At 34.7% G+C, this 20816-nt stretch carries 21 protein-coding genes; 8 read left to right on the top strand and 13 right to left on the bottom strand.

Annotated features, from left to right (window positions below):
* Window positions 1-52: 52 nt before the first annotated feature.
* From Q9Q97_RS01855 to Q9Q97_RS01875, 5 genes are all read right to left on the bottom strand, one after another.
* The gene (locus Q9Q97_RS01855) at window positions 53-892 is read right to left on the bottom strand and encodes a hypothetical protein (protein ID WP_306153868.1); all 840 of its coding nucleotides are present in this window, start codon (window positions 890-892) and stop codon (window positions 53-55) included.
* 104 nt (window positions 893-996) lie between these two features.
* Window positions 997-1461 (bottom strand): thioredoxin fold domain-containing protein, encoded by a 465-nt coding sequence (locus tag Q9Q97_RS01860; protein ID WP_306153870.1) that lies wholly within the window; start codon window positions 1459-1461, stop codon window positions 997-999.
* A 274-nt stretch (window positions 1462-1735) separates the two neighbouring features.
* The gene (locus tag Q9Q97_RS01865; protein ID WP_306153872.1) at window positions 1736-3988 is read right to left on the bottom strand and encodes a TonB-dependent receptor; all 2253 of its coding nucleotides are present in this window, start codon (window positions 3986-3988) and stop codon (window positions 1736-1738) included.
* Window positions 3989-4160: 172 nt separating this feature from the next.
* Window positions 4161-5069 carry an NAD(P)/FAD-dependent oxidoreductase gene (locus tag Q9Q97_RS01870; RefSeq protein WP_306153874.1) on the bottom strand — a complete coding sequence of 303 codons (909 nt, stop codon included), beginning with the start codon at window positions 5067-5069 and terminating at the stop codon, window positions 4161-4163.
* A gap of 205 nt (window positions 5070-5274) precedes the next feature.
* A complete protein-coding gene (locus Q9Q97_RS01875; RefSeq protein ID WP_306153876.1) occupies window positions 5275-5628 on the bottom strand; it encodes a MerC domain-containing protein in 354 nt (117 codons plus the stop codon).
* Window positions 5629-5721: 93 nt separating this feature from the next.
* Here Q9Q97_RS01875 and Q9Q97_RS01880 point away from each other — a divergent pair, with 93 nt between their 5' ends.
* The 3 genes from Q9Q97_RS01880 (at window position 5722) to Q9Q97_RS01890 (ending at window position 8875) form a co-directional block, all read left to right on the top strand.
* Complete coding sequence (locus Q9Q97_RS01880; RefSeq protein WP_306153878.1) at window positions 5722-6114, top strand: Fur family transcriptional regulator; 393 nt, start codon at window positions 5722-5724, stop codon at window positions 6112-6114.
* Window positions 6115-6188: 74 nt separating this feature from the next.
* Entirely contained in the window at window positions 6189-8057 is a 1869-nt protein-coding gene (locus Q9Q97_RS01885) for an Nramp family divalent metal transporter (RefSeq protein ID WP_306153880.1), read from the top strand.
* Between the two features lie 164 nt (window positions 8058-8221).
* The gene (locus Q9Q97_RS01890) at window positions 8222-8875 is read left to right on the top strand and encodes a metal-dependent transcriptional regulator (RefSeq protein ID WP_306153881.1); all 654 of its coding nucleotides are present in this window, start codon (window positions 8222-8224) and stop codon (window positions 8873-8875) included.
* 270 nt (window positions 8876-9145) lie between these two features.
* Here Q9Q97_RS01890 and Q9Q97_RS01895 read toward each other — a convergent pair whose 3' ends face one another.
* From Q9Q97_RS01895 to Q9Q97_RS01930, 8 genes are all read right to left on the bottom strand, one after another.
* Window positions 9146-9544, bottom strand: a complete 399-nt coding sequence (locus Q9Q97_RS01895) for a hypothetical protein (protein WP_306153883.1) — start codon at window positions 9542-9544, stop codon at window positions 9146-9148.
* 185 nt (window positions 9545-9729) lie between these two features.
* Window positions 9730-10512 carry an enoyl-CoA hydratase/isomerase family protein gene (locus Q9Q97_RS01900; RefSeq protein WP_306153885.1) on the bottom strand — a complete coding sequence of 261 codons (783 nt, stop codon included), beginning with the start codon at window positions 10510-10512 and terminating at the stop codon, window positions 9730-9732.
* An 11-nt stretch (window positions 10513-10523) separates the two neighbouring features.
* Window positions 10524-11939: a HAMP domain-containing sensor histidine kinase gene (locus Q9Q97_RS01905; protein WP_306154848.1), complete on the bottom strand. Its 1416-nt coding sequence runs from the start codon at window positions 11937-11939 to the stop codon at window positions 10524-10526.
* A 141-nt stretch (window positions 11940-12080) separates the two neighbouring features.
* A complete protein-coding gene (locus Q9Q97_RS01910; RefSeq protein ID WP_306153887.1) occupies window positions 12081-12629 on the bottom strand; it encodes a CopD family protein in 549 nt (182 codons plus the stop codon).
* Window positions 12630-13193: a hypothetical protein gene (locus Q9Q97_RS01915; RefSeq protein ID WP_306153889.1), complete on the bottom strand. Its 564-nt coding sequence runs from the start codon at window positions 13191-13193 to the stop codon at window positions 12630-12632. It lies immediately after the preceding gene.
* A gap of 14 nt (window positions 13194-13207) precedes the next feature.
* Window positions 13208-14221 (bottom strand): ferrochelatase, encoded by a 1014-nt coding sequence (hemH, locus tag Q9Q97_RS01920; protein WP_306153891.1) that lies wholly within the window; start codon window positions 14219-14221, stop codon window positions 13208-13210.
* Window positions 14222-14374: 153 nt separating this feature from the next.
* A complete protein-coding gene (locus tag Q9Q97_RS01925) occupies window positions 14375-14839 on the bottom strand; it encodes a hypothetical protein (RefSeq protein WP_306153893.1) in 465 nt (154 codons plus the stop codon).
* Between the two features lie 68 nt (window positions 14840-14907).
* Entirely contained in the window at window positions 14908-15783 is an 876-nt protein-coding gene (locus Q9Q97_RS01930) for an AraC family transcriptional regulator (RefSeq protein WP_306153895.1), read from the bottom strand.
* Between the two features lie 227 nt (window positions 15784-16010).
* Here Q9Q97_RS01930 and hemA point away from each other — a divergent pair, with 227 nt between their 5' ends.
* From hemA to hemE, 5 genes are all read left to right on the top strand, one after another.
* The gene (hemA, locus tag Q9Q97_RS01935; protein WP_306153897.1) at window positions 16011-17261 is read left to right on the top strand and encodes a glutamyl-tRNA reductase; all 1251 of its coding nucleotides are present in this window, start codon (window positions 16011-16013) and stop codon (window positions 17259-17261) included.
* Between the two features lie 188 nt (window positions 17262-17449).
* A complete protein-coding gene (locus Q9Q97_RS01940; protein ID WP_306153899.1) occupies window positions 17450-17854 on the top strand; it encodes a GxxExxY protein in 405 nt (134 codons plus the stop codon).
* Between the two features lie 203 nt (window positions 17855-18057).
* Complete coding sequence (hemC, locus tag Q9Q97_RS01945; protein WP_306153901.1) at window positions 18058-18981, top strand: hydroxymethylbilane synthase; 924 nt, start codon at window positions 18058-18060, stop codon at window positions 18979-18981.
* On the top strand, window positions 18981-19646 hold the full coding sequence (locus tag Q9Q97_RS01950) for a uroporphyrinogen-III synthase (protein ID WP_306153903.1): 666 nt from the start codon (window positions 18981-18983) through the stop codon (window positions 19644-19646). The genes hemC and Q9Q97_RS01950 overlap by 1 nt, the downstream gene beginning before the upstream one ends.
* Window positions 19647-19696: 50 nt before the next feature.
* Window positions 19697-20722, top strand: coding sequence for a uroporphyrinogen decarboxylase (hemE, locus tag Q9Q97_RS01955; RefSeq protein WP_125718373.1), 1026 nt, complete (start codon window positions 19697-19699; stop codon window positions 20720-20722).
* The last annotated feature ends 94 nt before the right edge of the window (window positions 20723-20816 follow it).

Genomic DNA, 20816 nt, shown 5'->3' on the forward strand with positions numbered 1-20816 from the left:
TCCTTTAAAGAAATTACATCTCTAAAGGATTTTAAACTGTTTCTTCTAAAACTTATTTAGCTCTTTTCAATTCATTAATATCTTTTTGTTGTTCTTGAAGCATTTTTTGCTGATTTAAAATCAGATCTTTTTGTTCTGCTAAAGTTTTATTTTGCTCAATTAAATACAAAGTAAGTTCTTCCACTTTCTTTAGAAGTGTTTTATTCATTTCTCCCAATTCCAAACCATTATCAGCAATCTCTTTTGCAGATGGAACTTCTGGAAGATGTTTATTCTCTTTAATATATTTCTCCAGACTTTCTAATGATTTGATTTTATAATCCTCTTCAAAAACATAATCAGGCCAATTAACAGCTTCTACTTTTACTTCTTTTGAGCGGATGTTTCCATTTACTGAAAGTTTTTCTCTTGGAGCTGATGTACCAATACCTACATTTCCTCCATTAAAATAACTATCCCCATTGCTCGCTATTACATTTGCAAATACTCCATTATATTGCATTGCAAATTGATTTTCTGACCAATAACTAGTGTCTCCAGGATAAGTATAGCCATACATTTTAATACCTCCATTAGAATCATTACTATTCATATCTAATGTTAGTTTCGCGACAGGATTTCTTCTACTCCCAATTTCAACATTTCCATTATCTGATATTATTAATCTCGCTCCATAATTAGTCCAATCTTGATTATAATTCCAAAATTGAAGAGAATTACCATACGCATTTGTCATATTGTATAGAGTCCAACGATAAGAATTTGTTCCCGTTTTCAATGGATTTTCTAAAATTACAGATCCTCCTTCATTTGTTGCTTCTGTAAAAACATTCGATTGAGCAAAAGAATTTAATGCTGTCAGTATAAACAGTGAGTAAAAAAAGCTTTTCATTTTTGTAGTTTTATTTCGATTTATTTTTAATTGGTCAAATAAACGAAAAAATCACATCAAAAAAACACATAAGAAAAAACACTACTAAAGTTCTGCAAGAAAATTTATTCTTTCAATTTTTCCAAAAGAACTTTAAAGTCTTTTTGGCTGAGATAATAATTATATTGAAAGATAATCTCGTTCTTCTCATTCAAGACACACAAAATCGGATAAGTGATTTGGTTATTGATAGTTCCCAACTGCAAAGCCAGTTCGTGAACACCAACATTGTTTCCCGTTGGCTGAAATTTAAATGTTTGGTTTTGAAAAGTAATCTCTCGCTTTTCTTCTGCATTGAAATCAATAAAGTAAAAATCGGAATCCAGCTTCTCGATAATTTCCTGATTTTTAAAAGTCGTTGCTTTCATTCGCTGGCAAAACTGGCACCAATCGGTATGGATAAAAATGACGGTTTTTCGTTTTTGAATTTGTTGTAAGCTATCTACTTCTTCAAAAGATTTGCTTTTTAATTGGCAGAATCCCGTTGAAGTTATTCCGAAGAAAAGAATAAGTAGAAATAGCTTTTTCATTTGTGTTGTTGTTGTTGTTGTTGTTGTTTTAGCCACGAATTTCACGAATTTCCGCTAATTTTTTTTGCCACAGATTTTCACAGATTAAAAGAATTAAAATGATTTTATTTATTGCCATTTGTCAGGCTGAGCGGAGTCGAAGGGCGTTCCAATTGGCCGCGGGCTTCGACTCCGCTCAGCCTGACAAATGGCAACAAACAAATCTTTTCTAATCCTTTTAATCTGTGGCAAAAAATTAGCGGAAATTCTTGAAATTTGTGGCAAACAAAAAACCTTACCTAAACGTATATCGCAATCCCAAAAAACCTCGAATAGTCTGATTCTGCCCGTAAACATAAGTCGTATCAAATGTCAAACCGTACGGATTATCAGGCGTAACTAAAACTTTCCCAGCCGAATCGTACTGCACATTTTTATCAAAAGGATCATTCGTTCTCGAAATCAAAAACGGATTATTTTGTTTTGGTGTAAAGTTAAGCAGATTCTTAATTCCACCGTAGACTTCAAAATCTTTCCATCCTGAATATGTAAACTGGATATTCTGAATACTGTACCAAGGCGATTTTGGGCTTCTTGGATCGGTTTCGCTCAACAAAGGCAGTTTCATCGGACTGTAAACATTTCCGGTATAATCTAATGACAAATCCCAAGGTTGGATTTTATAAGATATACTCCAAGTTCCAGTAAAATTCTCCGTCAAATAGGGTCTTTCCGAAATTCCGTTTTCCACATTTTTATTGTCTAAAACTGTTGCTCCAACAATAAATTTTAATCCCGACGGAAAATTAAGATCCACATTTGTGCTAATTCCTTGACTTATCGCATAACCATCAATATTGCTGTAGATAATTTCGTTTGGATTAGTCTCATAATCTGAAATGATTTTATTGCTAAATCTCGTGTAGAAAGCCGTAGTTTCAATTCCCATAAAAGTTCCGTTTCCGAAATTGATTTTCTGGATATAATTTAAATTGACGTTTACCGATTTCTCTGGTTTCAAGTCGCTTTCAATAATAACATCTCTAGATCCCGTTAAAGCTGCATGATCTTCGGTAAATAAATTCACAACTCTGAATCCAGTTCCAGCGTTCAAGCGGAAAATCGTATTTTCATTGGCTTTAAATCGATATGCAAATCTGGGTGTAAAAATCGATCCGTGAATCGAGTTGTAATCGTATCGCATTCCTAACAAAATCTGACTTTTTGGAGAAAACGTGATTTCGTCCTGAACAAAAATTCCCGGAAGCCAAGTGTTTTCAGCTTCTTTGGTTGCTGGCGTATTGTCGTCGTAATACGTATATCGGCTTGCGATTCCGGCCAAAAGATCGTTTGCTCCGATTTTTTTATCCCAAGTCAATTGCAAAAATCCAATTTTCTGATTGGCGATATACGATGTCGTTCCGTATCGGCTGTCCTGATAATGCACATTTCCAGAGAACGAAAGCATCAATTTTTCTTCAAACGGCAATTGATAGCTTCCAATCAGTTCCGCTCTTTTTGTATAAATACTTTCACCGTAGATTTCATCGCCTCCACGGTATTTCTTTTCCCAGCGAATATCTCCACCCCAGCGGTCTTCGTACATTCCGCGGGCTGCAATCGTAAAAAGGCGATTATAATTTCGTTTAAAACTCCATTTATTAAAAACCGAAATTCGTTCAGAAAGCGTAACATCTGTAAAATTATCGTGGTCTTTATCAATAACCTGATCATAATTGAAATAATTGACTCCTATTATAGAAGTAGCTTTTTTACCGACATTAAACTTTGCACCTAAATCGAGATTGCTTTCAAAATAAGAAGTCGTGAAATAATCGGCAGAAAAAGTCGGCGCATTCGTTGGGTTTTTAGTAATAATATTAATTAAACCACCAACAGCTTCACTCCCGTAAAGTGACGAAGCTGGGCCTTTCACGATTTCGATTCTTTCCACCAAAGAATTCGGAATTCCAGACAAACCGTAAACTGTCGAAAGACTGCTTACAATTGGCATTCCGTCGATCATAACCAAAGTGTACGGACCTTCGAGTCCGTTTATGTGAATATCTCCAGTGTTACAAACCCCACAATTGAGTTGCGGACGAACGCCATTTATGTTTTGAAGCGCATCGTAAATACTTGGAGTTGGGTTTTTCTTAAAAAAAGTTGGAGAATAAACCTCAACAGGAACAGCACTTTCTAATCGTTTTACAGGTTTTAAAGTTCCAGAAACTACGACTTCGTTCAATTCGTTATTGTCTTCTTCCAATTCAAAATCCAAATTCAGATTTTCGTCTCCTAAAACTGAAATTTTCTGGGTTTGAGGTTTGAATCCTTCTGCGATTACCTGAATTCTGTAATTCCCCTTTGGGACATTTTCTAGTTTATAAAATCCTAAAGAATCGGTTTGAGTTTTAAAGTTGGTATTTAACAAAGAGACTTTAATTTCTTGAAGATTAGGAACTCCTGTTTCTACTTTTCCAGAAATATTTTGAGAGTAAATGTTTTTAGCAGTTAATATTAATATTGTCAAAAATAAATATTTCATTTTTTTAAAATTAAATTTAGACAAATCTAAAAATTAAATTCGACAAATGATTATTCTTAAAACAAATTTTTAAAACATTTCAATTTCAATCCGTTAAAAAATTTTTGAACCATATAAGTCATATAAGTAAATTTTTTAAATGAACTTATATACTTATATGGTTCAAAAAAAACTACGAAAAATCTTCGTCGATAAGTTCTTTGTTGATTACAGCTCCTGCGAAAGAACCTGTAGAAACCGCCAAGGCTACAGAACGCATTTGAGTCGTTGCGTCTCCACTGGCATAAATTCCTGGAATATTTGTTTTCTGCATGAAGTCGACTTTTAGATACCCCATTTCATTAATTTCACAGCCTAAATCTTTTGGCAAAGAACAATGTTGCTCAAATGGCACTCTGGCGTAAATTGCTTTTACATCGACTTTTTCTCCATTTTTAAAAATGATATTCGAAATATATCCAGCATTATGTTCAAAAGAAGCTATTTCTTCTTCTAAAATTAAAACACCTTTTTTCTTCAAGATTTCAGTCTGTTCTAAAGTCAATTCTGATTTTCCATTTGTACATAAACGAAGATCTTTTGTCCAATTCGAAATTAGTTTGGCAAATTCGAAACCCATTTCTCCATTGGCAATAATCGCGGTTTTTTCGTTTTTAACTTCATAACCGTGACAATACGGACAATGTAAAACCGAAATTCCCCAACATGCTGCAAAGCCTTCAATTTTTGGAAGCAAATCTTTAACGCCAGTGGCAAACAATACTTTTCTAGCTGTAAAAACATCTCCAGATTTTGTTATAACTTCAAAACCATTTTCAATTTTCGAAGCTTTCACTGCAAGTCCGTTGTAGAATTCAACTGTTTTGTAAAATTCAACTTGAAGTTTGGCTTTCGCCGAAATAACTGCAGGCTTTTCACCATCTTGCGTAATAAAATTATGAGAATGCGGTGTCTGTTTATTGCAAGGCAATCCGCTGTCAATAACCAAAACTTGACGCAAAGCACGTCCCAAACTCATGGCAGCCGATAATCCGCTGTAGCTTCCGCCAATGATAATCACTTCAAAATTTTTCTTTTCCATATTGCTAATTTTTAAATCTATTGGGCGAAATTATTTTTAACACATAGAAACATAGCCTTTAGGATTTTACAAAAGGCGTTTCACTTAGAATAATAGACATAGAACTATGTGTTAAAGCTAGCTTTTTCTATACTCTTAAAACGAAACAATAAAATCTATGTTTCTATGTGTTTAAATTAAGTTTTACTTTCATCCAATGGGTTATTTAATGATTTTGTTTTTTGTGTAATCTGTAATTAATTAAATGTCCGATGACCATTCCGATTCCTCCGAAATAAATCAGATCCAAATGAATTTCGAAAAAGAGATCCGTCAAAACACTGATCCAAATTAGCGCCATTGAAACAACTAAAATAGACGACACCAAAAGAGCTGATTTTTTTATAATTTTGAGAATTGCAAATAAACCTATCGAAGCAAATAGTAAATCTATAATTGGATTGTGACTCAAACCTAAAGGAAGTATCGTTAAAAGAGGGAAAATCAAACAGTGAACCAAACAAATCGTTGCGCTTGAAATTCCTAAAATATCGTAAAAAGAGGTGCTTATTTTCTTCATTCTGTGTACTTTTGCTTTAATGCAATTATGTTGCAAATATACATATTTTTATCAATTGCAACATTGTTGCGTTTAATTTTTAATGCTGTACAAATGAAAACGACACGTAATACCGCCGCAAAGACCGCTGTTTTAGAAGTGTTTGAAAAATCTAAAACCGCTCTTTCGCACACCGAAATCCATAAACAATTAAATGATTTATGCGATCGCGTTACTATTTATAGAATTTTGGATCGATTAATTAATGAAGATGTTATTCATAAAATTTCGAATCTTGACGGAACGGTAAAGTATGCCAAGTGCAATCATTCGCACCAACGCGTACACATTCACAACCATGCTCACTTTAGCTGCGAAAACTGTCATGAAATTACTTGTCTGGAAAGTGTAAAACCTAGCTATATTATGCCACACAATTACAAAGTAAACGAAATCAACTTTACACTTTCTGGATTGTGTCCAAAATGTTTAAATTCTAACATTTAACATTTAGACTCGTCTAAAAATATTGTTTCGCGAATATAATTTTTCTTTATATTTGTGAAAACAATACTTTTACAATGGGTAAATCTTTAGAAGAGGTACACGAATCTGTCTCTACAGAACATAAAAAAACAGGTTTCAGAAAAATTTTAGCCTTTTTAGGCCCAGCATATTTAGTCAGCGTAGGATATATGGATCCAGGGAACTGGGCCACCGATATCGCCGGCGGAAGCCAGTTTGGCTACACTTTGGTTTGGGTTTTACTAATGAGTAATTTAATGGCTTTGCTGCTGCAGAGTCTAAGTGCCCGTCTCGGAATTGTAACACAGCGTGACCTTGCGCAGGCATCGAGAGAAACGTACTCTAAATACATTAACTACATTTTATATTTTCTAGCCGAAATTGCGATTGCCGCCTGCGATTTAGCAGAAGTTCTCGGAATGGCGATTGGTATTAACCTTTTATTCGGGATTCCACTTCTTGAGGGAGTTTTGATTACGGTTTTAGATACTTTTATCCTTCTATTTTTGATTAATAAAGGGATTCGAAAAATGGAAGCTTTCATTATTGCTTTGGTGGCAATTATTGGGTTTTCTTTCATTTTCGAAATGATTTTTGCCGAACCAGAAATTCATAAAATCATTGGCGGACTGGTTCCTTCTATTCCTAATTCAGCTGCTTTGTATATTGCGATCGGAATTATTGGAGCAACGGTAATGCCGCACAACCTATATCTGCATTCGTCTTTAGTGCAAACTAGAAAATTTGACAGAACGCCAGCGGGAATCAAACAGGCTTTAAAATACAACTTCATCGATTCGACCATTGCATTAAATCTTGCCTTTTTTGTAAATGCTGCGATTTTGATTCTTGCTGCCGCCACATTCCATAAAAACGGAATGTTTGAAGTTGCTGAAATTCAAGATGCACATAAATTCTTAGAACCGCTTTTAGGAAACAAATGGGCGCCAATCTTATTTGCCGTCGCACTGATTGCCGCTGGACAGAGTTCTACTGTAACCGGAACTTTGGCGGGACAAATTGTAATGGAAGGTTATCTGCATTTAAGAATTCAGCCTTGGGTTCGTAGAATTATTACGCGATTGATCGCGATTGTTCCGGCCTTAATTGTCATTTACATTTACGGAGAAGACGTCACAGGGAAATTACTGATTTTAAGTCAGGTGATCTTGAGTCTCCAATTGGGATTTGCAATAATTCCGCTAATCCATTTTGTGAGCGATAAATCGAAAATGAATGGTTTTCATATCTCTAAAACGACTCAAGTTGTTTCTTGGATTATTGCATTGATTATTGTCTCGCTTAACGCTAAATTAGTTTATGATGAAATCTCTTCTTGGTTAGAAAGTTCAAATCATCCAGCAGTTCTATGGTTTACCGTTGTACCTCTTGCTTTCGGTTTCTTAGGCTTGTTGCTTTACATCGTTTTCAAACCATTTATTGCTAAAGCAAAGGCAAAAGCGATCAATCATTCTCCTCACAATTTACAGCTTCGCTTTTCTCCTAAACAAAGTCAAAGCATTCAAAACATTGCCATTTCTGTAGATTTTTCAAATGCCGACGAAGCCGCTTTAAACAAAGCATTCGAATTAGGAGGAGCCGAAACCAATTACACTTTAATTCACGTCGTAGAAACAGTCGGAGCCTTAATGTACGGCGTTCATGTACATGATCATGAAACCACAATCGATGAAAAGCTTTTACTTCAGTATAAAGACATGTTAACGGAGAAAGGTTTCAAAATCGAAACGGAACTTGGTTTTGGAAAACCAAACAAAGTAATTCCAGAAATTATAAACGGTGGAGATTTTGACATTCTCGTTATGGGAACCCACGGCCACACTGGATTAAAAGATATTCTTTTTGGCACAACGGTAGACAAATTGAGACATAAAATTTCGATACCTTTGTTGATTGTTAAATGAGAGGTTCAAAGGTGCAGAGTGACAAAGTTGCAAAGCTTTTCTCCGAACTTTATGATTTCTTTATTTTATCTTTATTTATTGTCTAAAAAATAAGCAAAGCTCAAACCGACAAAACATAAAACTTTGTCTCTTTGCCACTCTGCACCTTTGAAACTTAAAAGAGAATGACCTTTTCAGAAGAAAACTACTTAAAATCTATATATCATCTGACTGCTGCTTTGGAGACGGAAGTGAGCACTAATGCTATTGCTGAAATTATGGAAACGAAAGCTTCCTCTGTAACTGATATGCTTAAAAAATTGGCAGAGAAAGATTTAGTAAATTATAAAAAATACCAAGGTGTATCATTAACCGAAAACGGAAAGCTTGCCGCGAAAATGATTGTGAGAAAACATCGTTTATGGGAGGTGTTTTTGGTAGAAAAGCTGAATTTCAGCTGGGATGAGGTTCATGATATTGCCGAACAATTGGAACACATCAAATCAGAACAATTGATTAACCGTTTGGATGATTTTCTTGGAAATCCGACTGAAGATCCACACGGTGACCCGATTCCAGATGCAAACGGACGAATTATCAAAATTGAAAAACAGCTTTTATCTGAATTAGAGGAAAACCAGATCGGCGTTTGTGTAGGTGTTAAAGATACCTCATCAGAATTCCTTAAATACTTAGACAAACAGGGAATTGCTTTGGGATCGAAAATTGAATTTCTTTCTAAAGAATCTTTCGATTTATCGGTTCGAATTAAAGTGAATGGTACGGAATTGTCTATTTCGAATAAAATTGCTTCTAATTTGTTTGTAAAGCTGGTTTAGGGGTATTTCACAGAGATTCGCGGAGAAGTTTCACAAAGATTCACGAACAATTTTATTCTCTTGTTAGACTGAGCGAAGTCGAAGTCCGCAAAGTAATTACCTCAATTTTTCGGACGGATTAAAATCCGTCCCTACAAAATGTATCGAGCCTATGGCTCTTTTATAATTCAAAATAGAGTTTCGTAGAAACGGTCATATTGTAGCAACGGATTTTAATCCGTTGAAAACATATATTAGTTACAAATAGAGTTCCGTAGGAACGGCTCCTATTTAAACAATCCCTTTTTCAATCATTTCTAACATTACGGGCGATGCATTTTTAAATGTTGGTGCTTGCTCAATAATGCTTCCTGCATTCTTTTTATTTACTTTAAAAGTTACGTCGTCGTTGGTTGTAAATAAAAGTGCCGTTAGAAAAGGTTTTTTGATGTGTGTCCCTAAAATCAACAACGCTTCATCTAAAGAATGAATACTCTCGATTTCTTCTGTTTTATAGCGAAAAGTAAGCGAGATCGAATAAGTATTGTCTTCGTTTAAAACCAAGCGGAAGTAAACATTTTTTAAGTCGGTATCGCCCATTGTTTTGGCCAAAGTCAATTTAGCGAAAGTTCCGCTTTGGATGCTTTCTTTAACTCGTTCACAAAAAAGGGCAAATATTGGTTCGTACATTTTTTTTAAGGTGCTAAGGTTTTTTATAGCTACTAAGGTTCTGAGAGGCTGAGATTCTAAGTTTTTCTCTCTTTGTGTTTATTTTACCGCAAAGTTGCACAAAGATTTCGCAAAGTCACACAAAGTTTAATAAAATCTTCTTGGTGTATCTCTGTGGAATCTTTGTGCAACTCTGCGGTATAACTTTATTTTCCTGTAAATTCAGCTTTTCTTTTTTCTAAAAATGCAGTTGTTCCTTCTTTAAAATCGGCAGTTCCGAAGCATTTTCCGAATGATTTTATTTCGACATCAAAACCGTTTTTACCGTCTGTAAAATTAGCATTGATTGCTTTTATTGCTTTTCCGATAGCGAAAGGAGCATTTTTAATTATTTTCTGTGCAATTACATTTGTAAAAGATAAAAGCTCTGCTTGTGGCACTACGTGATTTACCAAACCGTATTGTTTAGCTTCTTCGGCAGAAATCATAGCTGCGGTCATGATCATTTCCATTGCACGGCCTTTTCCAACCAATTGAGGCAAACGCTGTGTTCCTCCATAACCTGGAATTAATCCTAAAGTAACTTCTGGAAGTCCCATTTTTGCATTATCAGAAGCTACTCTAAAATGACAAGCCATTGCCAGTTCCAATCCACCGCCAAGAGCAAATCCGTTAATTGCTGCGATAACCGGCTTTTTTAAACCTTCAATCATATCAAAAAGAGATTCCTGACCTTCAGCGGCCAATTGTGCGCCTTCAACAATGGTATAATTGGCAAATTCTGAAATATCAGCTCCCGCAACAAATGCTTTTTCGCCGCTTCCTGTTAAAATAATAACGCGGATATCATCATTTTTACCCAATAATTTAATCGCTTTACTCAGATCGCTAATTGTGTCTTTGTTTAAAGCATTCAATTTTGCTGGTCTGTTTATGGTTACTGTAGCGATATTTTCTTCAATAGAAATTAAAAGATTTTCGTAGTTCATGATGCTTTATTTTATGAGTTGGTGATAGGGAGAGAAACCGTAAATGTGGTTCCTTTTCCGTAAGTTGACTCAAAGGTAATTGTTCCTTTGTAATTTTCGATAATGTTTTTGATAATTCCGAGTCCGAGACCCATACCGCTGGTTTTGGTGGTAAATTTAGGTTCGAAGATTCGTCCGATGTCTTGTTTCTGTATACCAATTCCGTTGTCTTTTACCGCAATTTCAACATTGTCATCAAGACGTTTTACCGTAACCACAATTGATTTCTGAAACTGGCTTTCTGGAATGGCTTGCGTTGCATTTTTAACCAAGTTGGTAATGACACGGATTAATTGCGTACGGTCCATTTTGGAAATAATTTCCGTTTCGTCACTTTCAAAAACAATATAATCTTCGTTGAAAATATCTAACGCCAGTTCGACAACCTCAACGACATTTAGCGTTTCATTCTGCTGTGCCGGCATCGAAGCAAAGTTCGAAAACGCCGAAGCTACAGCTGTCATGGTATCAATCTGCTGAATTAACGTTTCGGAATAATCATTCATTTTCTGCTTTACATTTGGATCGTTCGGATCAAATTTTCGCTGAAAGCTTTGCACCGTCAAACGCATCGGTGTCAATGGATTTTTAATTTCGTGTGCGACTTGTTTCGCCATTTCGCGCCAAGCTTCTTCACGTTCGCTTTGCGCTAATTTGATGGCACTGGTTTCCAATTTGTCGACCATTCCGTTATACGCTTTAATCAAAAAGTTGACTTCTTTGCTATTTGCTTCCAGAACGATTTTTTCGTTTTTCTGATCCAAGTTGGTTTCTTCTAAACGATCTGAAATGGTTTTAAGTGATTTTGTAATGTAAGTCGAAAGGAAATAAGCCAACGCGAAAGCCACGATCAACATAAAAGAATATACCTGACTCAAACGAATCAAGAAAGTATTCAGCTCGTTATCATAATAACCGTCGTCTTCTAAATATGGAAGATTCAGAATTCCGAGCGGTTTGAATTTTTCGTCTTTTATTAAACTGTACGAAGATCTGTTTTTAACGCCGTCAATAGTTTTGATGTCTACAAATCGCTTTTCGATAGAAGAACGAACGAGTTTTAGAATATATTCTGGAATTGGCGGAGCGACTTTATCTACTGCAAAAGTCTCTTTAGAAGATTTGAGCAGTTTTCCGTCAAGACTATAAATATTGATTTCGATTTTATGAATTTGCGCCAGTTCGTGGATTTTATCTTTAAAAATCAAATCCAAATTCTGCGTTTTCAACGGATAAGTAGTCGTTGCCAGAACATAATTGATGTGTTCTTTTACGGCATTTTCTTTTCGTTCAAGTCGTTCCTGATGGTATTCTTTTGCTTCGGTTTTAAATTGAATAATCGAAATCGAAGCCAATAAAAAAGACGCTACCACAATCAATACAATCATCGACAGGAAAATCCTGGTACGAAGTGAAAGCATTGACATTTTGAAGTTTAGCATTTCTTTTTTGTTTTGTTTGTTTCAGGTTTCAAGTTTCAGGTTACGTTGCGTTTGGCAACTTGAAACATGAAACATGAAACTAAAAAACTATTTTTTCTCTCTAATTCTCTTGTAAAATCGGAATCCTAGCATGATTAAAACCGAGAATAAAATAATTCCGATTACGCCGAAAATCCAGTTGATGGCACTTTTTAAAACTACTAAAAAAACGACAGCAAACAAAATAATCGTAGCACCTTCATTCCATAAACGCATGAAGTTGCTAGTATATTTTACCTCGTCGTTTTGCAGCTGTTTAAAAATCTGATGGCATTTTCCGTGATACAAATACAAAAGGAAAACGAAACACAGTTTTACGTGCATCCACGGCATTTTCATCCAAACATGGCCCGCATCTGTAAAGAATAGCATCCAAAAAGCAAAAATACTCGCCAAAACTGCTGATGGCCAAGTAATAATATACCACAAACGGTAAGCCATAATTTTGTATTGCTCCTGCAGAATTTCTTTTTCTGGCGATGGTTTGTCGTTGGCTTCAATTTGGTACACAAACAAACGCACGATATAAAACAAACCTGCAAACCAAGTGATTACAAAAATTAAATGCAGTGATTTTAAATAGTTATAGTATTCCATTTATTGCTTAAATGTTGATTTTTGAAACAGATTTATCATAGCATTGCCATACTCTTCGTCTTCATAAACTATTGAAGCTGTAAAAACTTTATCAATAAAAATGCTAGAGAAAATTACAACTGTCGCAACAGTCTTGCCATTTTCTGTAACAGCAATTTTTGATTTTCTAAATTTTAAACCTGAAATATTCTCACTCGTTACAGCATAATCTCCCATTTTACCTTTTGGATAGAGTTGACCGATTTTCTTTAAAAATAAAAAATCTTTCAATCTTAAATTGAGGTCAACCGATCTGTTGTCTCCAGTAACATCTTCATAATTAGCAGAAAAATAATTCTTATTATCTCTTTTAAAGGCAACAATAGAATTCTTTGTCTCAATCAAAAGCGGCTTTCCTTTTTCATGCTCCTTCTGATTTACTTTTTCGTAATCATCCGGAATTGCAATTTCCCAGTTAAATGTTTTATCAAAAAAAACGTTATTCTCAAAAGTTTCTCTTTTTTTGCATCCCGATAAAATTATAGAAGTTAAAAAAAAAATAGACAGATATTTTAATTTACTCATTTCAACAATTTCAATTATTTAGCCCAATCGTTAATCCAATTCGAAACGGTTTCACACCATTCGTCATCATCATTCAAACACGGAATTGCTAAAAATTCTTCTCCCCCATTTGCTTCAAAATCTTCTTTGGCGCGCATTGCGATTTCTTCCAGAGTTTCTAAACAATCTGAAACGAAAGCCGGAGTTACAACCGCTAATTTCTTGATTCCTTTTGCTGGCATATTGTCAATTTCAACATCAGTATAAGGTTCTAACCATTTGTCTCCCGCCAAACGAGATTGGAAAGTTAAACTATATTTATCTTCAGGAAGCCCCAATAATTTAACGACTTGTCTTGTAGTTTCGTAACATTGATGGCGGTAGCAAAACTCATGTGCTGGCGATGGCGTGTTGCAACAAGAGCCGTCAATTTTACAATGCGATTTCGTTACATCGGTTTTACGGATATGACGCTCCGGGATTCCGTGATATGAAAATAATAAATGATCATAATCAAATCCAACCAAATGTTTCTGGATAGAATCTGCTAAGTTTTTGATGTAATCTGGCTTGTTGTAAAATGCAGGAACATCGGTAAATTTCATGTGAGGAAATTTCTTTTTGCGAATTTCCTCGGCTTTAACCAAAATAGTCAAAGTCGAAGCCATTGCATATTGCGGATATAAAGGAAAAAGCATTACATCTGTAACTCCTTTATCGTGCAATTCCTGAAGACCTTTTTCAATTGTCATACTTCCGTAACGCATTGCCAATGCAACTGGAACGTTTACTAATGGCTGTACTTTTTGTTGCATTCTTTCAGAAAGAACAACAAGCGGAGAACCTTCTTCCCACCAAATTTTTGCGTAAGCATGAGCCGATTCTTCTGGTCTTTTTCTTAAAATAATACCGCGAACCAATAATGCTCTCAATAAATACGGAACGTCAATTACGTATTTATCCATTAAAAATTCATCTAAATATGGTTTTACATCTTTTGGTTGTGGACTGTCTGGAGAACCTAAGTTTACTAATAATACGCCTTTCATGTTTTTTGCTTTAGGCTTTAAGCTCTAGGCTTTAAGCTTTTATTTGTTTTTAAAAATTTCTGCAAAAGTAAGTTGTGTACTTTATTAGAAATATGATAATTATTATTTTTTGTTTATGTTTTGATTTATAAAATTGATGCTTTGAAACATCTTTTACTTTTTATATTTTTTAAATAATTTTTCTAATGATTTATATTCTCCATCTGTTCCAAAATCTTCAGTTTTAATTTCTTTTTTAGAACTAATGAAATAAAACTGATGGCAAGAAAGACAAATCTTAGCTATACCAGAAATTTGATTTTTCTTTTTAAAAACTAAAATATCTCTGTATTGAGGAGAACAAGCATATACAGTTTGCAAAGTCTTTATAGAAGTTTTCTCTGAAAAAATATTTCCTTTTAAATATTCAGCATCTTTTTGAGATACTGCAAACTTTGAAAATCCCTCAGAGTTAATTGTTTTATAAAAAATGTCATTATTTAGTTTCTCTGGATAATTATCAAAAAAGATTTTATCAAAAATACCATTATCAATACTTTTACTATTGTTCTTTCCCATTTCTTCTTCTTTATTTTTATTCAAAGAATAATATTCAACAGTATCAAAATCAAAAAACATTTTTTCTTCTTTCGATTTGCAGGATAGAATTGATAAAACCAGTAAAATTATTGAATACCTATACATCATCAAACATTCGCATTAATCGACATCAAATATTTTTTTGGTGTTGTTCCGAATTTCTTTTTGAATGCAGCTATAAAGTGGCTTCCTGTGCTGTATCCAATCTTCAACCCTACTTCGTTTACATTATACGATCCGCTGTCTAATAGTTTTCTGGCGAAATCCATCTTGTAATCGAAAAGGAAACCATAAACCGTGTCGCCGTAAATTTGTTTAAAACCCATTTTGAGCTTTTTCAAATTCAGTCCAATTTCATCTGCCAATTCTTGCAATCCTGGCGGTTCGGCCATATTTGCAATTACAATTTCTTTGGCTTTTCTGATTTTCAAAACATTATCTTCATCAATCAAAAATGGACATTGTTCTGCATTTGGATCTTCGGTTCTATTGAAGTACAAACTCAATAATTCATATCCTTTTCCTTTATAATAAAGATTTTTTATCGAAGGATGAAGGTTGTAATGAAACAGCTGACTCAGCACAATCGCCATTGACGGACTGATATTTCCTTCGTTATAATATTTCTTATCCTTATTATCCGGACTTAAGAAAGTAATATAATTGGCTTCCGCCGAAAATAACGCGTGAAATTTCTTTATTGAAACAATTACAGAGATTGCCCACGAGTTTGGAGCCAGTTCTAAATGAAGCGGTAATTCCTTTTGAGGATTGTATAAAAGAAGCGATTTCTCTTCTTTCAATTCTAAAGCATAAGTACCTTGATTGAACAAGAATTTTGCGTTGCCTTTTATTCCGAAGTGAAACTGTATCAGGCCAGTACCTACAATTTCGTGCTGTGCAAAAAAAGGCTCGGAACTGTCGTTTTGAAAACGGATCAGTGTAAAGTCGTCTTCAATTTTTATAATTTCTTGAGAACCCATAGCGATATTTTTTTGAAACGAAAATCAAAACAAAGTTCAAATGTTATTTAGAACGACTCTAAACTAATCACTTCAAATGAGTTGATTTTGCTACAAAAGTAGTCCTTTTTACTCAAAAACACCTATTTAGGATCAAAAAAACATACAGCGACATAAAAAGTACTTTTAGCGTTATTTTTATCGATGGTATAGTAATAATTTTGTTGCACTTTTATGAAAGTGAATTTATGGAAAACAATAACGTACCGAAACATCTTTATTTTTACTCAGTTGGTCTGAGTTATAAAAAAGCTGATGCTGAGGTCAGAGGTCAATTTAGTTTGGATGCCGTTGCGAAAACGCGATTACTGGAACAAGCTAAAAACGATGGAATAGAAAGCTTAATTGTAACTTCAACCTGCAACAGAACCGAAATCTACGGTTTTGCAGAACACCCATTTCAATTAATAAAATTGATTTGCGATAATAGTAACGGATCTGTTGACGCTTTTCAAAAAGTGGGATTCGTTTACAAAAATCAAGAAGCTATCAATCATATTTTTCGCGTAGGAACTGGTTTAGACAGTCAGATCTTGGGTGACTTCGAAATTATCTCTCAAATAAAAACTTCTTTTATTCATTCAAAATCAATGAATTTAGCCAATGCTTTTATGGAAAGATTGGTTAATGCAGTGATTCAGGCAAGCAAAAGAATTAAAAATGAAACCGAAATTAGTTCTGGAGCGACTTCAGTTTCTTTTGCATCCGTACAATACATTATGAAAAATGTTGAGAATATCAGCAATAAAAACATCTTATTGTTCGGAACTGGAAAAATCGGAAGAAATACTTGCGAGAATCTGGTAAAACATACTAAAAACGAACATATCACTTTAATCAACAGAACCAAAGACAAAGCCGAGAAATTGGCTGGAAAACTGAATCTGATTGTTAAAGATTATTCTGAATTACATTTAGAACTTCAAAAAGCCGATGTTGTCGTTGTGGCAACAGGCGCGCAAAACCCAACGGTTGACAAAGCGATTTTAAATCTTAAAAAGCCTTTGTTAATCTTGGATTTATCAATTCCGAAAAACGTGAATGAAAATGTTGAGGAATTAGAAGGCGTAACGTTAATCCACATGGATTATTTGTCTCAATTGACAGATGAAACTTTGGAAAACAGAAAATTACACATTCCAGCAGCCGAAGCGATTATTGAAGAAGTGAAAGAAGAATTCACCACTTGGATGAAAGGCAGAAAATTTGCACCGACTATTAATGCGTTAAAAGAAAAATTAAACGCTATCAAAGTTTCGGAACTGGATTTTCAAAGCAGAAAAATTGCTGATTTTAATGAAGAGCAAGCTGAAATCATCAGTAACAGAATCATCCAGAAAATCACTACTCATTTTGCAAATCATTTAAAAGACGACGATACCATGGTTGACGAAAGCATCGAATGGATCGAAAAAGTCTTCAAAATAAAAGCATCGTAATTTTACCATTAAGGTATTAAGAGAATTAAGTTGGAACGCAAAAAAACGAACCATTTAAGATATTAAGGAAATTAAGCCAATCTTTGTCAAGAGAATTAAGCTTAAAACGTTCGAAACTTAATGATCTAAAGTTCAGCGCAAAGCTTAATGTTTCTTAATGTCTTAATGGTGAAAAAGCAATAAGTTCTATGACAAAGAAAGAGGTTACGCAGTTGGCTTACGAAATTACAGGTTTTGCTATAAAAGTGCATAAAGCTTTGGGACCTGGGCTTTTGGAAAGCATTTATGAAAAGTGCCTCAAATATGAATTAGAACAAAACGGATATGACGTAAAGCAACAATTATCTGTAAAAGTAGAATATTACGCTCTGGAATTTGAATCGGATTTAAGAGTTGATTTATTAGTCAATGATTGTGTTATTGTTGAATTAAAAGCAATTGAAAATCTTTTGCCAATTCACGAAGCTCAATTATTAACATATATGAAATTATTACAAAGACCTCAAGGCTTATTAATTAATTTCAACACAACAAACATAACAAGATCAATGAAACCGCTTGTAAATGAATATTTCACAAGATTAATTGATTAAAAAAAATTGAATCATTAAGAGATTAAGTTAATTAAGTTGAAACGCTTAGCGCTCGATGACAAGAAAATTAAGCACAAAGCTCACAACGCATTGAAACTTAATGATCTCAGCTTTAACACAAAGCTTAATGAATCTTAATGCCTTAATGGTAGAAAAAAATCAGCGCAAAGCTTAATGAACTTAATACCTTAATGGTAAAAAACATGGCAGAAAAAACAATCAGGATAGGGACGCGTGACAGCGAATTAGCACTTTGGCAAGCACATACTGTTGAGAAACAACTTAATGATTTAGGCTATAAAACTTCGATTGTTGCTGTTAAATCTCAGGGCGATATTATTCTGGACAAACCCCTTTATGAATTAGGGATTACTGGAATTTTCACTAAAACCCTTGATATCGCGATGATAAACGGCGATATTGATATTGCGGTGCATTCTATGAAAGATGTTCCGACTGCTTTGCCAAAAGGAATTGTTCAGGCAGCGGTTTTAGAAAGAGCCAATGTTTTGGACATTTTAGTCCATAAAGGAAATCCTGATTTTGCTAATCCAAGTACAATTGCAACCGGAAGTCTGCGTCGTCAGGCACAATGGTTCAATAGATATCCAAATCATACCGTTGTAGATTTACGTGGAAACGTAAATACGCGTATGCAGAAATTGAGCGATAATGATTGGGATGGTGCTGTTTTTGCTGCTGCAGGTTTAGAACGAATCAACTTAAAACCAGAAAACGTTATTAATCTGGATTGGATGATTCCGGCGCCGGCGCAAGGAGCGATGTTGGTTGTGGCAATGGAAAACGATAATTATACGCTTGATGCCCTTTCGCAGTTAAACGATATTGAAACGGAAATCTGTACACACATCGAGCGCCAGTTTTTAAGAACGCTCGAAGGCGGATGTACAGCACCAATTGGAGCTTTAGTTCGCTATAACGAAGATGAAGATACTTTGCATTTTCAAGGTGTTTTACTTTCTGTTGATGGAAAACAAAGACTAGAAATCGACAAAACGGTTGATATTTCAGAATGGAAGAAATTAGGTTTTAATTCAGCTCAAGAAATTTTGAATAATGGCGGCGCAGAATTGATGGCGTCTATTAAAGAATCTTTGAAGAAATAATGGCGAAACCAATTCAAATAGTATCCACAAAAATATTACATCCGCTCTTAAAACAGGAGCTGGTAAAAATTGGTCTCGAAGTTATTGAAGCCGACTTCATTAAAACCGAAAACAAATATTTCAAATTAGAAAACCTCAACGAAAGTCTGATTTTTACAAGTCAGAATGCCGTTCACAGTGTTTTATCTCACCCAGAAGCTCAAAAGCTCAAGGCAAAAAACGTTTTTTGTGTTGGATTAAAAACAAAAGCACTTTTAACCGATAATGGTTTTAATGTAATGGCTTACACTGGCTACGCAGCAGATTTGGCCGAAATTATTGCTTTGATTTACAATAAAGAAAGCTATACTTTTTTTAGTGGAAATTTAAGACGTGATACGCTGCCAGAAGCTTTACAAGAAGCCGGAATACAATTTAACGAAATTCAGGTTTACGATACTTCGTTAACACCACAGAAAATAAAAACACAGGCAGACGCTTTGCTATTTTTCAGCCCGTCTGGTGTTAAAAGTTATCTGAAAGAAAATAAAATTAATAAAGAAATCTGTTTCTGCATTGGAGAAACCACTGCTGAAGCTTTACATAAAATTACCAAAAACATCATTATCGCCAATCAGCCAACCGTTGAAGATGTGATTGAAGATGTACTTAACGAATATAAATAAAAACCTTTGCAACTCTGTCACTTTGCGACTTTGCAACTAAAATAAAAAACATGTTAAAAAACGACCTATTTTTAAAAGCATTAAAAGGAGAAACAGTTCAGCGTCCACCAGTATGGATGATGCGTCAGGCAGGAAGATATTTACCAGAATTTAGAGAACTGCGTGACAAATATGATTTTTTTACACGTTGCGAAACGCCAGAATTAGCTGCTGAAATCACCGTTCAGCCAATTCGCAGAATTGCGCCAGATGCTGCTATTTTGTTCTCAGATATCTTGGTTGTACCTCGTGCAATGGGAATTCATGTAGAATTAAAAGACAATTTAGGTCCGATCATCCCGAACCCGATTCGTTCTTTGGCAGATGTTCATAAAGTATATGTTCCAGATGTAAACGAAACTTTAGGTTATGTTTTCGACGCTGTAAAATTGACTAAAGAAATGTTGAACGACGAAGTGCCCTTAATTGGTTTCGCGGGTTCGCCTTGGACGATTTTCTGTTATGCTGTTGAAGGAAAAGGTTCTAAAAGTTTTGATACTGCAAAAGGTTTCTGTTTTTCAAACCCAGCTGCAGCGCATACTTTATTACAAAAAATTACAGACACCACTATTTTATACTTAAAAGAAAAAGTAAAATCGGGCGTAAATGCCGTTCAGATTTTTGATTCTTGGGGAGGAATGCTTTCTCCAGTTGATTATCAGGAATTTTCATGGAAATACATCAACCAGATTGTTGATGCTTTGGCTGACATTACTCCGGTAATTGTTTTCGGAAAAGGATGTTGGTTTGCTCTTGGAGACATGGGTAAAAGCCGTGCATCTGCATTAGGTGTTGACTGGACTTGTTCGGCTAGAAATGCTCGTTACTTGTCTGGAGGAAATATCACTTTACAAGGAAACTTTGATCCTTCAAGATTGCTTTCTCCAATTCCGACGATTAAGAAAATGGTTCACCAAATGATCGACGAATTCGGAAAAGACAAATATATCGTAAACTTAGGTCACGGAATTTTACCAAATATTCCTGTTGATCATGCTAAGGCGTTTATTGACGCGGTTAAGGAATACGGTCAATAGTATTCAGTGTTCCGTTTTTTAGTAATCAGTTTACACTACTATTTTTAAATTATATAAAGTTCCGTAGGAACGATTTATTTTGTAGCCACGGATT

Source organism: Flavobacterium sp. DG2-3, assembly GCF_030730925.1.
Classification (GTDB): domain Bacteria; phylum Bacteroidota; class Bacteroidia; order Flavobacteriales; family Flavobacteriaceae; genus Flavobacterium.

Bases quoted from the DNA above. Each gene is read 5' to 3' on its own strand.
- Q9Q97_RS01855 (WP_306153868.1), bottom strand. From the start codon at position 892: ATGAAAAGCTTTTTTTACTCACTGTTTATACTGACAGCATTAAATTCT.
- Q9Q97_RS01860 (WP_306153870.1), bottom strand. From the start codon at position 1,461: ATGAAAAAGCTATTTCTACTTATTCTTTTCTTCGGAATAACTTCAACG.
- Q9Q97_RS01865 (WP_306153872.1), bottom strand. From the start codon at position 3,988: ATGAAATATTTATTTTTGACAATATTAATATTAACTGCTAAAAACATT.
- Q9Q97_RS01870 (WP_306153874.1), bottom strand. From the start codon at position 5,069: ATGGAAAAGAAAAATTTTGAAGTGATTATCATTGGCGGAAGCTACAGC.
- Q9Q97_RS01875 (WP_306153876.1), bottom strand. From the start codon at position 5,628: ATGAAGAAAATAAGCACCTCTTTTTACGATATTTTAGGAATTTCAAGC.
- Q9Q97_RS01880 (WP_306153878.1), top strand. From the start codon at position 5,722: ATGAAAACGACACGTAATACCGCCGCAAAGACCGCTGTTTTAGAAGTG.
- Q9Q97_RS01885 (WP_306153880.1), top strand. From the start codon at position 6,189: ATGGGTAAATCTTTAGAAGAGGTACACGAATCTGTCTCTACAGAACAT.
- Q9Q97_RS01890 (WP_306153881.1), top strand. From the start codon at position 8,222: ATGACCTTTTCAGAAGAAAACTACTTAAAATCTATATATCATCTGACT.
- Q9Q97_RS01895 (WP_306153883.1), bottom strand. From the start codon at position 9,544: ATGTACGAACCAATATTTGCCCTTTTTTGTGAACGAGTTAAAGAAAGC.
- Q9Q97_RS01900 (WP_306153885.1), bottom strand. From the start codon at position 10,512: ATGAACTACGAAAATCTTTTAATTTCTATTGAAGAAAATATCGCTACA.
- Q9Q97_RS01905 (WP_306154848.1), bottom strand. From the start codon at position 11,939: ATGATTGTATTGATTGTGGTAGCGTCTTTTTTATTGGCTTCGATTTCG.
- Q9Q97_RS01910 (WP_306153887.1), bottom strand. From the start codon at position 12,629: ATGGAATACTATAACTATTTAAAATCACTGCATTTAATTTTTGTAATC.
- Q9Q97_RS01915 (WP_306153889.1), bottom strand. From the start codon at position 13,193: ATGAGTAAATTAAAATATCTGTCTATTTTTTTTTTAACTTCTATAATT.
- hemH (WP_306153891.1), bottom strand. From the start codon at position 14,221: ATGAAAGGCGTATTATTAGTAAACTTAGGTTCTCCAGACAGTCCACAA.
- Q9Q97_RS01925 (WP_306153893.1), bottom strand. From the start codon at position 14,839: ATGTTTTTTGATTTTGATACTGTTGAATATTATTCTTTGAATAAAAAT.
- Q9Q97_RS01930 (WP_306153895.1), bottom strand. From the start codon at position 15,783: ATGGGTTCTCAAGAAATTATAAAAATTGAAGACGACTTTACACTGATC.
- hemA (WP_306153897.1), top strand. From the start codon at position 16,011: ATGGAAAACAATAACGTACCGAAACATCTTTATTTTTACTCAGTTGGT.
- Q9Q97_RS01940 (WP_306153899.1), top strand. From the start codon at position 17,450: ATGACAAAGAAAGAGGTTACGCAGTTGGCTTACGAAATTACAGGTTTT.
- hemC (WP_306153901.1), top strand. From the start codon at position 18,058: ATGGCAGAAAAAACAATCAGGATAGGGACGCGTGACAGCGAATTAGCA.
- Q9Q97_RS01950 (WP_306153903.1), top strand. From the start codon at position 18,981: ATGGCGAAACCAATTCAAATAGTATCCACAAAAATATTACATCCGCTC.
- hemE (WP_125718373.1), top strand. From the start codon at position 19,697: ATGTTAAAAAACGACCTATTTTTAAAAGCATTAAAAGGAGAAACAGTT.